This window comes from Panacagrimonas perspica, assembly GCF_004364935.1.
In the GTDB taxonomy this organism is placed as follows: Bacteria; Pseudomonadota; Gammaproteobacteria; order Nevskiales; family Nevskiaceae; genus Panacagrimonas; species Panacagrimonas perspica.
This window is the reverse complement of record NZ_SOBT01000008.1, coordinates 574,821-590,492: the sequence shown is the minus strand read 5'-3', so window position 1 is coordinate 590,492 and position 15,672 is coordinate 574,821. Positions and strand designations below refer to the sequence as shown.

General features: G+C 63.8%; 9 protein-coding genes. All 9 read left to right on the top strand.

The window, feature by feature from the left end; translation table 11 throughout:
* Nucleotides 1–104 precede the first annotated feature (104 nt).
* The 9 genes from tssE to DFR24_RS02585 all read left to right on the top strand — a co-directional run bounded on the left by tssE (nucleotide 105) and on the right by DFR24_RS02585 (nucleotide 15,669).
* The gene (tssE, locus tag DFR24_RS02625; protein WP_133879789.1) at nucleotides 105–617 is read left to right on the top strand and encodes a type VI secretion system baseplate subunit TssE; all 513 of its coding nucleotides are present in this window, start codon (nucleotides 105–107) and stop codon (nucleotides 615–617) included.
* Between the two features lie 5 nt (nucleotides 618–622).
* Entirely contained in the window at nucleotides 623–2,500 is a 1,878-nt protein-coding gene (gene tssF / locus DFR24_RS02620; protein WP_133879788.1) for a type VI secretion system baseplate subunit TssF, read from the top strand.
* Entirely contained in the window at nucleotides 2,497–3,516 is a 1,020-nt protein-coding gene (gene tssG / locus DFR24_RS02615) for a type VI secretion system baseplate subunit TssG (protein WP_210772627.1), read from the top strand. Before tssF ends, tssG begins: the two co-directional genes overlap by 4 nt.
* A 16-nt stretch (nucleotides 3,517–3,532) precedes the next feature.
* A complete protein-coding gene (gene tssH / locus DFR24_RS02610; protein WP_133879786.1) occupies nucleotides 3,533–6,277 on the top strand; it encodes a type VI secretion system ATPase TssH in 2,745 nt (914 codons plus the stop codon).
* Between the two features lie 18 nt (nucleotides 6,278–6,295).
* Nucleotides 6,296–7,642 carry a tetratricopeptide repeat protein gene (locus DFR24_RS02605; protein WP_133879785.1) on the top strand — a complete coding sequence of 449 codons (1,347 nt, stop codon included), beginning with the start codon at nucleotides 6,296–6,298 and terminating at the stop codon, nucleotides 7,640–7,642.
* A 3-nt stretch (nucleotides 7,643–7,645) separates the two neighbouring features.
* Entirely contained in the window at nucleotides 7,646–9,010 is a 1,365-nt protein-coding gene (locus DFR24_RS02600; RefSeq protein ID WP_133879784.1) for a tetratricopeptide repeat protein, read from the top strand.
* A 141-nt stretch (nucleotides 9,011–9,151) separates the two neighbouring features.
* Nucleotides 9,152–11,929: a type VI secretion system Vgr family protein gene (locus tag DFR24_RS02595; RefSeq protein ID WP_162850995.1), complete on the top strand. Its 2,778-nt coding sequence runs from the start codon at nucleotides 9,152–9,154 to the stop codon at nucleotides 11,927–11,929.
* Nucleotides 11,930–11,991: 62 nt separating this feature from the next.
* On the top strand, nucleotides 11,992–14,595 hold the full coding sequence (locus DFR24_RS02590; protein ID WP_133879782.1) for a DUF2169 family type VI secretion system accessory protein: 2,604 nt from the start codon (nucleotides 11,992–11,994) through the stop codon (nucleotides 14,593–14,595).
* 3 nt (nucleotides 14,596–14,598) lie between these two features.
* A complete protein-coding gene (locus DFR24_RS02585) occupies nucleotides 14,599–15,669 on the top strand; it encodes a pentapeptide repeat-containing protein (protein WP_133879781.1) in 1,071 nt (356 codons plus the stop codon).
* Nucleotides 15,670–15,672: the final 3 nt, after the last annotated feature.

The following is a 15,672-nucleotide window of genomic DNA, read 5'->3' as shown; positions in this document are numbered from 1 at the left end:
AGCGACGCCATCTCCCGAGCCCACTCTCCCGGCAGGCACCCTAGTTCGTATCCAAGCTACCGGCCCCGAAGATGTGTCCGATCCGATCTGCCCGTTGAAGACACATGGCGACCCTCACAACCCAGGAAAAGCTGCAGCCTGCCCTGCTCGACAGGCTGATCGACGACGACGCCGACAAGCCGGTGGAAGCGCGTGATGCGCGCCTGATCACCGGCCGCATGCTGCGCATCGCCGTTCTCAGGGATCTCGCCTGGTTGTTCAATGCGTCCCAGCCCAGCGGGAGCAGCCTGATCGACCCGGTCCGGTTTCCGCACGCTCATCGATCGGTGCTCAATTATGGACTCCCCGCCCTGTCGGGAACGACGGTGTCCAGTCTCAACGCCGGCGATCTCGAAGCGCGCATCCGAGATGCGATTCTGGCGTTCGAACCACGCATCATTCCGGAGACGCTGCAGATTGCAGCCATTCTTTCGGAAAGCGTGCTCGATCATCACAATCAGATCCAGATCGAGATTCGCGGCAAGCTCTGGGCTCAACCCGTGCCCCTCGAGATCCTGCTGCGCACCGCGGTGGATCTGGAAACCAACGAAACCATCGTCCAGGACGTGAACGCCTAGAGCCCATGGATCCACGCCTGTTACGTCATTACAACGGAGAGCTGGCGCACCTGCGCGAGATGGGTGCGGAGTTTGCACGGCAATTCCCGAAGATCGCGGCGCGCCTGGGCATGGATGGCGTCGAGGTGGTCGACCCTTACGTCGAACGCCTGATGGAAGGAGCCGCATTTCTAGCGGCGCGCGTGCAGCTCAAGCTCGATGCGGAATTCCCGCGCTTCACGGAACGGCTGCTCGAGATCGTCTACCCCCAGTACCTGGCGCCGACACCGGCCATGATCGTGGCGCGGTTTGCTCCCAACCTCGGCGATGCCGTGCTGGCATCCGGCTTCAACATCGCCCGCGGCACCTCGATGAAGAGCCTGCTGGGAAAGGGCGACAGCACGGCTTGCGAGTTCAGGACATCGCAGAACGTCACCCTGCTTCCGATCGAGGTGACTCAAGCCCAGTATTTTTCCTACGCACCGGATCTGCCGCTGACCGGGCTTCGCGACGCGCGCCGAATCAAGGGCGGAGTCCGCCTGCGTCTGCGCTGCGGCGGTGGCCTCAAGTTCAACCAGCTGAAGTTCGATCGCCTTCCGATCTATCTTTCGGGCGCCGACGAAATCGCCTATCAGTTGCACGAACTGACGCTGGGCTCGTGTATCGGCGTCCTGGGTATCGACGCGCGCCGGCCCGCCGGCTGGCACCACTGGCTCGGCCCCGAGAGCGTGCAGCCGATGGGCTACGAGGACGACCAGGCCCTGCTGCCGGTCACCGTGCGCGGCTTCCAGGGTTATCGATTGCTGCAGGAATATCACTCGTTTCCACAGCGATTCCTGTTTCTGGAACTGAGCGGCCTGTCGCAGATCGCGTCCCGCTGCGCAGACAACGAACTCGAAATCGTCCTGCTGTTCTCGCGCGGTACTCCCAGTCTCGAGAGCGTCGTCGACGCCAGCCACTTCAGCCTTTTCTGCACGCCTGCGATCAACCTCTTTCCGAAGCGCACGGACCGCGTACATCTGACGCCCGGCACGCACGAATACCACGTGGTGGTGGACCGCACGCGACCGATGGACTTCGAAATCCACGATCTGCAGACGGTGTCAGGCTACGGCGAAGGCGTACAGGGCGAGAGGCGCTTCCTTCCCTTCTACGCGGCCTACCAGGGAAGTCGCACCGAACACGCCGCGTACTTCTCGATCGATCGCGAACCGCGATTGTTGTCCGAGGGGCAGAAACGTCGCGGATTCCGGTCGAGCTATATCGGCAGCGAAGTGTTCATCTCGCTGGTCGATGCAGAGGAAGCCCCCTATCCTGAGGCGCTCAAGCAGCTATCCATCACCGCGCTCTGCACCAATCGCGATCTGCCGCTGCACATGCCGCTCGGGACCGGCAAGACCGATTTCACGCTCGACACCATGGCGCCGATCACCGGCACCCTGTGCGTCAAGGGGCCTTCGCGGCCTCACACCGCGCTTCGTGAGCAAGGGAGCGGCGCATGGCGCTTCATCAATCACCTGTCGCTCAATTACCTCACGCTGCTCGATCAGCAACCGCAGGCCGGCGCTGCCGCGATGCGTGAGTTGTTGGGGCTCTACGCCACGGGTGGCGACGCCGCCACCGGCAAGCAGATCGACGGGCTGCGCTCCATCAAGGTGCGCCCGCTCGTGCGTCGCCTGCCGATGCCGGGTCCGATCACCTTCGGCCGCGGTCTGCATATTGAAGTCGAAGTCGACGAGATGGCCTTCCAGGGCGCCAGCGCATTCCTGTTCGGCAGCGTGATGGAGCGCTTCTTCGCGCGTTACGTCTCCGTCAACGCGTTCACGGAGACAGCGCTGCGCGGTGTCGCGCGAGGAGAAATCATGCTCTGGCGTGCACGCGTAGGCGGACGGGCGATCCTGTGACACCTGAGGAATACCTGCAGAAGCTTCAAGAGAAGCCGTTCGATCACGACTTCTTCTTTGCACTGCGCAAGCTCGAGACCCTTCATCCGAAGAAGCCGCGAACCGGAACCGCCGCGCGTCCCCAGGATGAACCGGTCCGCTTCGCGCAGGAGCCTTCGCTGGCATTCGCGCCCTCGACGATCTCGGTCCTCGAGCCGGCGGATTCGAAGAAGCCGCCGCGATTGCTGCAGCGATTCTTCGGATTTCTGGGTCCCAACGGTTCGCTCCCGCTGCACCTCACCGAATTCGTACGAGAACGCATCCTGCATCGCGGTGATCGCACGCTCGCGCGATTCCTCGACGTTTTCCATCATCGTTTCCTTGCCCTCTTCTACCGCGCCTGGTCGCAGGCGCAGCCGACCGCGAGTTTCGACCGTCCGCGCGATGATCGCTTCGCGGACTACGTGGGCAGCCTGGTCGGCATTGGTGATTCATCACTGCAGAAACGCGATCCGGCCGGCGATCACGTCAAGCTGTTCTTCTCCGGCTGGCTTTCGCGGCAGGTTCGCAACGCTGACGGACTCGCTTCCATTCTCCAGGGTTATTTCGGCCTGCCCGTCCGCGTCGAGAACTTCGTCGGTCACTGGATGGCGTTGCCGGAATCCGAGCGCACCCGGCTTGGCCAACTCGGCAGCGGTGCGCAGCTCGGCGTCGGCGCCGTGATCGGCAGCCGGGTCTGGGATCGTCAGCACAAGCTTCGCGTCCACGTCGGGCCCTTGACGCTGGCGCAGTACGAATCCCTGCTGCCTTCGGGACAGTCACTGCAGAGTTTCGTTGCGATCCTGCGCCAGTACCTCTGCTACGAACTGGACTGGGACGCTCGGCTTTCGCTGAAGGCTGAGGAAGTCCCCCGCGCGAAGCTCGGGCAATTCGGACGTCTCGGCTGGACGACCTGGGCAGGGTCCTATCAGAAGAATGTTCCTGCCGCCGATTTGATACTGGATGCCGAAAGGGCAACGGCCATCCCGACAACTTGAACAACTGGAGAGACAAATGAGCGAAATCAGCCGCGTGACCCTGTTCGGGAAACTCAACAGCACGGCGTACAAGACGGTCGAAGGCGCCACGGTGCTGTGCAAGCTCCGCGGCAATCCGTACGTGGAACTCGTCCACTGGGTGGCGCAGATCGCACAGACCGAGAACGGCGACTGGCAGAAGATCCTGAAGCACTTCGGTGTAGACAATTCGGTGCTGGCCAAGGACATCACCTCGGCGATGGATCGCCTGCCGCGCGGCTCCACGGCGATCTCGGATCTCTCCCCGCATCTCGAATCCTCGGTGGAGCGTGGCTGGGTCTACGGCACGCTGATGTTCGGCGAAGGCGCGGTGCGCACCGGCCATCTGATGGTCGGCATGCTCAAGACCAACTCGCTGCGCAACGCCCTGCTCGGCATCTCCAAGCAGTTCGAGAAGATCAAGCCCGAAGCGCTGGCCGACGACTTCCACAAGATCGTGCAGGGTTCGGCGGAAGAAGGTCTGGCTCCCAGTGACGGGTCGTCGATGGCGGGCGGCGCCGCGCCGGGCGAGGCCAGTGGCGCGATGGCGCCCGCGCAGATGGGCAAGCAGGAAGCCCTCAAGAAATTCACGACCGATCTCACCGAGCAGGCTCGCAGCGGCAAGATGGATCCGATCGTCGGCCGTGACGACGAGATCCGCCAGGTCGTCGACATCCTGATGCGCCGCCGCCAGAACAACCCGATCCTCATCGGCGAGGCCGGCGTCGGCAAGACCGCGGTGGTCGAAGGCTTCGCGCAGCGCATCGCGCGCGGCGACGTGCCGCCGTCGCTCAAGGAAGTGCGCCTGCTCGCGCTCGACGTGGGTCTGCTGCAGGCCGGTGCGAGCATGAAGGGCGAGTTCGAACAGCGCCTGCGCTCGGTCATCGAAGAGGTCCAGGCCTCGCCGAAGCCCATCATCCTGTTCGTCGATGAAACCCACACGCTGGTAGGCGCCGGTGGCCAGGCCGGAACGGGCGACGCTGCGAACCTGCTGAAGCCCGCCCTGGCGCGCGGCACCCTGCGCACGGTCGGCGCCACGACGTTCGCCGAATACAAGAAGCACATCGAGAAGGACCCCGCCCTCACCCGTCGCTTCCAGAGCGTCACGGTTGACGAGCCGGACGAGAAGAAAGCCGTACTGATGATGCGCGGTGTCGCCAGCACGATGGAGAAGCACCACAAGGTGCAGATCCTCGACGAAGCGCTCGAGGCCGCGGTCAAGCTGTCCAGCCGTTACATCCCCGCACGTCAGCTTCCCGACAAGTCCGTGAGCCTGATCGATACCGCTTGCGCCCGCGTCGCCGTGAGCCTGCACGCCACCCCGCCGGAAGTCGACGACACCCGCAAGCACATCGATTCGCTCGACACCGAACTCGGCATCATCGGCCGCGAGAAGGCGATCGGCATCGACGTGGGCGAGCGCGAAACAGCGGCCAACGAGTTGCTGGTGGTCGCTAAGACCCGCCTGGTCGATCTCGAAAAGCGCTGGGAAGAAGAAAAGACGCTCGTCACCGAGTTGCTCGACCTGCGCGCCAAGCTGCGACGCGGCGCCAACCCGGTCGAAGGCACCGGCAGCAAGCTCGAAGCCGAGGTCAGGACTCCCGCCCCTGCAGCCGATGCTGCGCCGGAAGAGAAGCCGCTGACCGAGGCTGAACGCGCCGAGGCGCTGGCCAAACTCAAGGACGTGCAGGGCAAGCTCACCGAGTTGCAGGGCGAATCTCCCCTGATGCTGCCCACCGTCGACTACCAGGCGGTCGCCAGTGTCGTCGGCGACTGGACCGGCATCCCGGTGGGCCGCATGGCGCGCAACGAGATCGACACGATCCTCAAGCTGCCCAAGCTGCTCGCCAAGCGCGTCATCGGTCAGGACCACGCGATGGAGATGATCTCCAAGCGCATCCAGACCTCTCGCGCCGGCCTCGATAATCCGCAGAAGCCGATCGGCGTGTTCATGCTGGCCGGCACTTCGGGCGTGGGCAAGACCGAAACCGCAATCGCACTCGCCGAAGCCCTGTACGGCGGCGAGCAGAACATGATCATCATCAACATGAGCGAGTACCAGGAGGCACACACGGTCTCCTCGCTCAAGGGTGCGCCTCCAGGCTATGTCGGTTACGGTGAAGGCGGTGTGCTGACCGAGGCGGTCCGACGCAAGCCTTACTCCGTCGTGCTGCTCGACGAGGTGGAGAAGGCGCATCCGGACGTGCACGAGATCTTCTTCCAGGTGTTCGACAAGGGAATGATGGAAGACGGCGAAGGCCGCCTGATCGACTTCAAGAACACACTGATCCTGCTCACCACCAACGCCGGCACCGACATGATCGCCGGCATGTGCAAGGACCCGGAGCTGATGCCAGACCCCGAGGGCATGGCCAAGGCGCTGCGCGAGCCGCTGCTCAAGGTCTTCCCGCCGGCACTGCTGGGACGCCTTGTCACGATTCCCTACTACCCGCTGTCCGACGCGATGCTGGGCGAGATCGTCAAGCTGCAGCTCAACCGCATCAAGAAGCGCGTCGAGGCCCGCTACAAGATTCCGTTCGAGTACGGCGAAGACGTGGTCAAGCTGGTCGTGTCGCGCTGCACCGAGAGCGAATCGGGCGGCCGCATGATCGACGCGATCCTGACCAACACGATGCTGCCGGACATCTCGCGTGAGTTCCTCAATCGCATGATGGAGGGCAAGCCGATTCCGAAGGTGCAGGTCAGCGCAGCCGATGGTCAGTTCGTGTATTCCTTCGACTGAGCGCGACCGGACGATCCGATGAATCCCGTGACGCCGCGCGGTGCGAAGGCTGAAGAAGATGTCACCAAGACCCTGACGCTCGACGAGGCGCTGGAGTGGGCACAGGACCTGCGCAAGGAGGGCAATGCCGAGGGGGCGCTCGAAATTCTGCAGCAGATCCTGCAGGCCGAGCCCCATCACGCAGTGGCGTTGAATCACAGCGGCGCCATTTACTGCCAGCTGGGCGATTTCGATAACGGGCTGGCGGCGCTGCGCGGGTCGGTGGAGTCGGCCCCCGAGTACCACGACGCGCACGCCAATCTCGGACTCGCGTTGATGCTGCGCAACGACTACGCCGGGGCGGAGACGCAGCTTGCGCGCGCCATCGAGCTCGATCCGAAGCAGATCCCGCCGCGGGTGAACCTGGCAGTCCTGCGCCGCAATCAAGGCCGGATGGATGACGCGCTGAAGATGTTGCAAGCGCTGCAGGACGAGGTGCCGCACCATCCCCTGGTCTCGCATGCCATGGGCAATCTGCTGCGTTTGCTGGGCAAAACGGACGAGGCGCTGACCAACGACCGGCTCGCCGGCGATTTCAGCAACCTGACCAGCATGCGCAGCAGGGCCGTCATCGGAATGGCCCATCTCGGCTATCTGGATCTGGCGCGCGCCGAGGCAGCCAAGCTCGTCGCAATCGAACCCGACAACCTGTCGTTCCAGCACATCTACGTCTCGCTCGGCGGTGAGCCCGCGCCGGAGCGGGCTCCGGACGGGTATGTGCGCGAGGTCTTCGACGACTTCGCCGACAGCTTCGACACCAAGCTCGCGGAATTGCGGTATTGCGCGCCGGAACTGCTCGCAGATCTGCTCAAACGGATTCTGGGGCCGTCCCCGGGGGTCATCGACCTTCTGGATGCCGGTTGCGGAACCGGACTGTTCGGCAAGCAGATCCACACGATCGTGCGGCGTCTGGACGGCGTGGATCTCTCCGGAGGCATGCTGCGGAAGGCCGGCACGCTGGGCATCTACGACGAGCTGATCGAGGCCGAGCTCACCGCCCACCTGCAGTCGCTGTCCGGTCAGTATCAGGTGATCGCGAGCGCCGACACGCTGTGCTACTTCGGTGACATCGATCCGGTCGCGCTCGCGGCCCACGGCGCACTCACTCCGGGCGGCTGGCTGATCTTCTCCGTCGAAGACGGACTCGACCAGGAGGACGGTCATCGCCTGCAGTTCAACGGCCGCTACGCACATCGGGAAGATTACGTTCGGGCGGTATTGGCTCGCGCAGGATTCGAAGAGCCTGTCATCGAGAAGGTGACATTGCGGATGGAAATGGCGAAGCCCGTCCCCGGCCTCGTTTGCGCAGCCCGACGGCCCGCCTGAGCCGTGACGCGTCGCAGTCACGCCAGTCGATCCTCTGCGGCGATACCCGAGCGCGCGATAGCGCTCACGCGAGAAGCCATCCAGTTGCACCGTACCGGCAAGCTGCAGGAGGCCCGCGCGACCTATCGTCGCGCGCTGGAACGAGCGCCCCGATACGCGGACGCCCAGCACTTCTTCGGCATGCTCGAATACCAGAACGGTGACCTGGACGCCGGCATCCGTCACGTGCAGCGGGCACTGGACATCACGCCGGACTACGCCGACGCGCACGCCAATCTCGCGCTGATGATGCTGACGCGGGGCGATCATGCGGCTTGCCAGAAGCACCTCGACAAGGCGCTGCTCCTCACACCAGAAGCGATTCCTCCGCGAACCACGCAGGGCCGCCTCTACATCGCACTGGAGCGGATCCCCGACGCGCGGCAGGTCTTCGAGGAGGCGCTCGCGCGAGACCTTTCCGGCGTGGACGCGCAACACCAGTCCAGCCTGCACATCGGCCTTGCGAGAACGCTCGTTGCGCAAGGCGAGATCGACAAGGCGCTGGGGCACTATCGCACCGCAGTCGACCTGTCACCGCGGATCGACAGGGTCCGGGCAACCCTGGCCAGGGCGCTCTGCAGACAAGGCAGGCTCGAAGAAGCGGCCGTCTGCTATCGGGAAATCCTCGAGCGGGATCCCGACAACGCAGCGGCGCAACACCTCCTGGCGGCCTGCGGCGGAGCCGAGTCGGTGCCGCAGCGCGCGGACGATACCTACGTGCGCAAGATGTTTGACGATTTCGCCATCACGTTCGACAAGAACCTGGCATCGCTCGGGTATCGCGCCCCGGCGCTGATCGACGCCCTGATGCGGGATTGCGTTCCTGCCGGCAGCGCTGCTCTGGAAGTCCTGGACGCCGGCTGCGGCACCGGCCTGCTCGCGGAACTGATCAAACCGCTGTGCTCGCGCCTCGTCGGCGTCGACCTGTCGCCGAAGATGCTGGAACTGGCAGCGGGCCGGAAGCTCTATGACGACCTGCAGGAAGGTGAACTCGTCGCCTGGCTCGATGCACATCCCGGCGCCTTCGACGTGGTCACGAGTGCTGACACGCTCTGCTATTTCGGAGCGATCGATGATGCGCTCCACGCAGCTTACCGGGCCCTGCGTCCTGGCGGCTGGGTTTTCTTCAGCGTCGAGCATCTGCGGGACGGATCGATGGATCATCGCCTGCAGTACCATGGCCGTTACGCACATCGGGACGTCTACGTCGAACGCGCCGTGCGAGCGGCAGGGTTCCAGGACGTCCGGATCACGCAGGACGTCCTGCGCAGCGAGAATCGCGAACCCGTCCACGGACTGGTCGTTGCCGCCCGCCGGGACCTGCCATGAGATGCGCTTCGCAGATCCTCGGCCGTGGCTTGCGAACGCCGTCACGAGCGGATGGCCGGCGGTCACCCCGAACGGCTCCAAATGCGGGACCATCGTGGGGCACGCCGATCGCGGTGCAACACGAATCAAAGGAGTAGGGCGATGTCGATGAACCGTGTCATGGAGGTTGTCACCCCACTCGGGCCGGATCTGCTGTTCAAGCAGATGAGCGGCGAAGAAAGCCTGGGCCGTCTCTTCGAGTACCGGGTCGACCTGCTCAGCACCAAGCCCGACATCAAGCCCGACCAGATGCTCGGTCAGGGCATGACGGTGAAGATCGAACAGTCGGACGGCGAAGCGCGTTGCTTCAACGGGTACGTCACGCGCTTTTCTTCGGGCGCGTACAACGGCAAGCACTACGCCTACCAGGCCGTCATCCGGCCGTGGACCTGGATCCTGACGCGCAAGACCGATTGCCGCATCTTCCAGGACATGACGGTTCCGGAGATCCTGAACAAGGTCTTCGAGGACTATCCGCAGCTGGTGGCCATCGACGACAAGCTCGCCGGCCAGTACCGAAAGTGGGAGTACTGCGTCCAGTACCGCGAGAGCGACTTCAACTTCATCAGCCGCCTGATGGAGCACGAAGGCATCTACTACCACTTCGAGCACACCGAGACCGAGCACAAGATGGTGCTGGTCGACCTGTTCAGCACGCACAAGGAAACGCCGAAGTTCGGCACCCTGCCCTACTACCACGAGAGTGTCCGCACTCGACCGGGCGCCGAATACGTCAGCCGCTGGCAGCACTCGCATGAAATGCGTAGCGGCGAAGTCGAAACCTGGGACTACGACTTCAAGACGCCGCCCAAGCCGGTGCGGGCCAAGAAGCCCAACGTCAAGGAGCCCGCGCTCACCTCCGCTCAGGTCTTCGATTACCCGGGGGGCTACGTCGAGAATTCGGACGGCGAGCAATACGCCGGCGTGCGCCTCGAAGAATTGCAGACCGGCTACGAGGCTGCCAGCGCCACCACCAATGCGCGCGCACTCAGGGTCGGCACCCTGCTGACGATCACGAATCATCCGACGCACAACGCGCAGTATCTCGTGACGCGAGCCTCGTACAACCTGGCGTACAACGCTCACGAAGCCACCGGCGGAGAAGAAGCCACTTACGGTTGTTCGTTCTCCGTGGTTCCGGCCAAGCAACAGTTCCGCCCGCGTCGCTCCACACCCAAGCCCATCGTCCAGGGTCCGCAGACCGCGACCGTGGTCGGTCCGGAAGGCGAAGAGATCTACGTCGACGAGTTCGGCCGTGTGAAGGTCAAATTCCATTGGGACCGTCACGAGCCCAAGGACGGCAAGGAGGAGAACCGCTCCTGCTGGATCCGCGTATCGCATCCCTGGGCCGGCAAGAAGTGGGGAATGATCGCGATCCCGCGCATCCTCCAGGAAGTCATCGTCGACTTCCTCGAGGGCGACCCGGACCAGCCGATCATCACTGGCCGTGTCTACAACGGCGACCAGATGCCTCCGTACGACCTGCCGGCCAACGCCACGCAGACCGGCATCAAGTCGCGTTCGAGCAAGGGCGGCGATCCACAGAACTTCAACGAGATCCGCTTCGAGGACAAGAAGGGCAGCGAGATGCTGACCATTCATGCCGAGAAGGACATGAGCAGTCATGTCGAGAACGACGACGCGACCGTCGTCGAACGCGATCAGACGCTCACCGTTCAGCGCGATCAAACCACGATCGTGCAGCGTGATCAGAAATTGACGGTGACGCGCGATCGTTCGGTCGAGGTCAAGAACAACGAGTCGCACGTCGTCAAGGTCAACCAGAAGATCAATGTCGTGGGCAACCAGGACATCAAGATCGACGCCAACCAGAACACGACGGTCGGAGGCACCTACGAGCTCACGGCCACAGGAGCCGCCACCACCATCTTCAGTGCCGGTCGCAAGGACGTCGTGACGGGCGACGACAACCACAAGGTCACCGGCAATCTCACCACCGGGGCCGACGGGACCGTCACCCTGAGCTCCGGCGTCGCCATCGTATTGGCAGCGCCGCACATCGAGGAGCATGTGTCGGGCGCCAACTCGAAGATCATCGGCGTGCCGTCGGGCCCGCTCAAGATGATGGCCGCCAAGATCCAGTCGATCAGCGCGGGCGACATCGACCTGCTCGCCACCGGCAACATCAACATGGTGAGCATGGAGAGCAATACGACCGTCCTGGGCGGAAACACCAGCGGCTACATCGGGTGTGCCAGCGATACGATGATCGGTCTGTCTCGCAGCTCGCAGTTGTCGGTTTCCATGGAGTCCGTCGTCGGCGCAGCGCTCACCAACAAGCTGGCCGTCGAAATGGAGAACGTGCTCGCCGCAAAGATCACCACCGCCGCCGGTCCGGATCTCGAAATGCGGACAATGAAATCCATCAGCCCCGGTGGCGGCGCGGGCGGGGTTGGCGCCTTCACTCCCGGGCAGATGGCGGCGGCCACTCTCGGGGTCGTTGCAGGCGTGCTCGTCGGGACAAAGAGTTTTGCCATGGGTTTCGGCGAACTGAGCGATCAGTACGCGGCTGCAAAACAGCAATTGAAAGACGCGGCCCGGGACGCCGAAAAAGCCGGATTCCCAGGCCTGGCGGCTCGACTCAACAACATGGCGGCCAACGGAAAGTTCCAGGACGCGGCAAACGCGGGAGAACAGGGCGCAAAACTGGGGATGGTCGCCAACGTAGGCATCGTGACGACGGCGGCGGTCGCTGGAGGCTTGGTGGGTGGACCAGGAGGGGCATCCGGAGCGGCGACACTCGCGATCGGCGGGTTGGTGGCCGTCGAACCGTCGTCTGCGCCGGAGACAACCTACGAGGAACGAACAAAGGCTGACGAAGACGCCTCGATCGACAAGCCCGAGCCCAAGCCGGAATAACGCAAGACGTTTTTCATATCCATCGCCCGCGCCACTTTCAGTCCGACGCCCCATCGCCCTACATGCTGCCCCTGAAGCCCAAACAGCTCGGCCTTTTCTTCAAGCCGATCGAGTACCGCAAGCGCTTTGGGATGAGCATCTCGGCGTACCTGCATGTTCCGTTCGCCCAGAGTGAGGCGGGAACGGTCTGGGGAGAGCAATCGCTGTGGACCTTTCTGGGTTCCGAGATGGCGGTGCCGGTGATCGACGAGGGCGTCTCCAAGCTGACGTCCGAGTTCCTCGTTCACGGTAACGCCTACACGCAGCCCGACCAGCGTCAGGCCGTCGCGGTCAGGGCGAGGCTCGGGAACGTCGAGAAGACCGTTCTCGCGTTCGGTGACCGCTACTGGGATGGGAAGAACGTCAGTCAGCCGGCTCCGTTCGAGCGCATGCCACTGACTTGGAGCAAGGCCTACGGCGGGCCGGACTTTCCAGCCAATCCACAGGGCAAGGGCCGCGTCACCGAAGAAGGTCTTCGATGGTTGCCCAACCTCGAGCATCCCGCCTCTCGCATCCAGGCCCCGGACCAGGCCGTGGTGCCCGCCTGCTACGGCGCGATCGACCTGCTCCATCCCCAGCGCGTCGCCATGAGAGGTACGTACGACGAGGCCTGGACCAAGGAGCACGCGCCGGGTTTTCCGCCGGACATCAACTGGAAATACTTCAACATGGCGCCGCGCGATCAGTGGTTCGAATCGCCGCTACGCGGTGACGAGCCCTACGCGCTCGAGAACCTGCATCCGAGCCGCCCTCTGATCGAAGGTCATTTGCCGGGGCTGCGCGTGCGCGCTTTCGCTGCCCGACAGGTCAAGACCGAGGCTGGCATCGAATCGAAACTGCGTGAAGTCTCGATGCGGCTGTCGACCGTGTGGTTCTTCCCGCACGCAGAGCGGATGGTGCTGATCTTCCACGGTCTGGCCGAGTGCGCCGAGGACGATGGTGCGGACATCCAGCACATCCTCGGAGCGGTCGAGCGTATCGGGGAAGGCCATGCCCGCTCCGATGCGCACTACCTCGATGTGCTGACCAAGCGCACGCAGGGCCGCGACAAGGCGTTCGAGATTCTCAATGACGAAGATCTGATTCCGGCCGGCCTCGATGTCGTGGATCCTTCCGAAGAAGACGCGCAGAAGGCGTTCAAGATGGAGGGCCTCAAGGAAGAAGCTCAACGCAACCGCGCCGGCATCGATGTCGCCATCGCGCGCGAAGAACTGAAAGCGCGAGGAAAAGATCCGGATGCGCTCGGCGTGGTGATGCCGGCGCCAGAACCGAAGCCCAAGCCCGCCGAGATGGCGCAGTACTACAAGAAGTTGCGGCGTCAACAGGAGGAGCAGGAGTGGGCCGCGGTCGACGACGCCCTCACGGTACTCGAAAAATTTCTCGAGATGAAGGTCGACCCGGCCACGTTGATCCCGCCCGGGCCTCCGAAACTCAAGGGCATCGCGCTCTTGGAGCAAGCCCGGAACGCGGCCACCAACGCGGGCAAACCGTTCGACGGCGCCACGATCGCGCCCAAGTTGCAGCAGCTGGATCTATCGGATCAGGTGAACTACCTGGAAGGAGCGCACCTGCAGTTGCCGGTGGCCCCGCTGAAGGGCGAAGCCGCCGCCACTTGCCGCGCCGAGTTCGAGTGGCTGCTCCAACGGGGAGTGCGCTCGTTTCTCACCATGGATCTGACCGGCGCCGATCTGTCCGGAATGGATCTGCGGGGACTCGACTTCACAGGAGCGTGGCTCGAAAGCGCGAATCTGAGTGGATCTAATCTTTCCAGGGCGATCTTCATCAGCACCGTGCTCGCTCATGCCAACCTTCGCGACGCGATCGCGATCCGCACCAATTTCACGGGCGCCAACCTGGGCGCAGCGAATCTGCAGGGAACCGTGCTCGACCAAGCGCAACTGGAAGGCACGATCCTGATGCGCAGCGTCCTGACCAACGCCGACTTCCGCGGGACGCGCATCTCGCAGGCCAACCTGCTGGAGAGCAGGTGGAGCAACGTCGACTGGACCGGCGCCGACGCGCCGAACCTGACGTTTCACCAGCTCGACCTGCGCACCGTGAACTTCGCCGGGGCCAATCTCAAAACCAGCATGTTCGTCGAGTGCGATCTTCGAGGGGCGAACTTCCAAGCAGCCAATCTCGAGACTGCCAACTTCGTCGGCTGCAAGCTGGACGGGGCGCGTTTCATCCAGGCCAGGATGCCGGGTGCGGTGTTCACCACGGAGAGCGCGATGAAGCGGACGTCCTTCGCCGGGGCACTGCTCAAGGGCGCGAATCTCGGGCTGTGCGATCTGGAAGGCGCCATCTTCGTTCGAGCCATGCTCGACGGCGTTCATTTCGCCAATTCCAATCTCGCCGGTGCCGACCTGCGCCAGGCCAGCGCCAAGGGTGCTTTTTTCCGAAAAGCCAATCTCGCCGGCGCACGCTTCGCCCAGGCCGATCTGAAGGACGCGATTCTCGGCGGTGCGGATCTGCGCGGCGCCGACCTGCGCGACGTCAACCTGTTCGGCAGTGACCTGTCACGCGTCCATCTCGACGCCGATGTCCGGCTCGAAGGCGCGCTGCTGGAACGCGCCCGCATCTACCCTCGCCTGCGCCCCGCGCAGCGCGATGCTGCAGGCAGCTGACGCATGGCCATGGACAAGAAGCTGCTGGCCATCGCCTTGGTGATGGGCGAGACGATCGAGAACAAGAACTTCTCCGACGTCGTGCTGCACGAGGCTTATCTGGCCGGTGGCGTGTTCACCGGTTGCTGCTTCGACGGGTGTGATTTGCGCGGCGCGATGATGCGCGAGTCGGTGTTCGATCGGTGCACCTTCGTCGATGCCCTGATGACCGGCGTGGATGCCCGCAACGCCGTGTTCAGCACTTGCAAGCTGGACCGGGCGAATCTGTACGGCGCCGATCTCCACGCCTCCCTGTTCAACGAGTCTTCGCTGCTGTCCGTCCAGTTGAGCAAGACCGATCTCACGATGGCCTCGTTCACCAAGTGTGTGCTGGACGGCAGCGCGATCACCGGCGCCAACCTGGAGTCCGGAAACCTGCTGAACTCGAGCCTGGTCGACGTCAACGCCGACGTGACGCGCTGGCTGCACAGCACGGTGTACGAGTGCAAGGCCGACGGCATGACCTTGCAGGGCGCGGACCTCAAGCGCGTCACGTTCGCCAAGACCGATCTGAAGGCGAAGTCGTTCGTCGGCCTCACGCTCGAATGCTGCCAGTTCAATGGACTGGACTTGTCCGGATCGAGCTTCCGCGACGTGCCGATGCAGCAGTGCAATTTCCAGGGTTCGACGCTGACCGACTGCGACTTCAGCGGCGCCCATGGCAAGCACGTGCTCTTCGGCGAGACCAAGGGCCGTAACGTCAACTTCAGCCGCAGTTCGTTCCGCGAATCACTGTTCAGCGCCTGCGAACTGCCGGGCGCCCGCTTCGACGAAGCCGACCTTTTCCAATGCCATTTTGGGCATGCGAAGCTGCCCGGCGCGATGCTGCGCGCCGCCGAGTTGACCTACGCGGATTTCAGCCACGCGGATCTGACGGGCGTGGACGCTCGCCAGGCGCGAATGTTCCGCACCAAGCTGCACCGCGCGCAGACGCAGGACGCCCAGTTCTCCGATCGTGCACGCGCGCTCGAAACCGACGCCACGCTCGCGCAGGCGGAAGACTGGGCGCCGCCCGTCGCCGCCGCCACGCGATGAAAC

Excerpts from the sequence above, each read along its gene's own strand:
- tssE (WP_133879789.1), top strand. The coding sequence starts at position 105 with ATGGCGACCCTCACAACCCAGGAAAAGCTGCAGCCTGCCCTGCTCGAC.
- tssF (WP_133879788.1), top strand. The coding sequence starts at position 623 with ATGGATCCACGCCTGTTACGTCATTACAACGGAGAGCTGGCGCACCTG.
- tssH (WP_133879786.1), top strand. The coding sequence starts at position 3,533 with ATGAGCGAAATCAGCCGCGTGACCCTGTTCGGGAAACTCAACAGCACG.
- DFR24_RS02605 (WP_133879785.1), top strand. The coding sequence starts at position 6,296 with ATGAATCCCGTGACGCCGCGCGGTGCGAAGGCTGAAGAAGATGTCACC.
- DFR24_RS02595 (WP_162850995.1), top strand. The coding sequence starts at position 9,152 with ATGTCGATGAACCGTGTCATGGAGGTTGTCACCCCACTCGGGCCGGAT.
- DFR24_RS02590 (WP_133879782.1), top strand. The coding sequence starts at position 11,992 with ATGCTGCCCCTGAAGCCCAAACAGCTCGGCCTTTTCTTCAAGCCGATC.
- DFR24_RS02585 (WP_133879781.1), top strand. The coding sequence starts at position 14,599 with ATGGCCATGGACAAGAAGCTGCTGGCCATCGCCTTGGTGATGGGCGAG.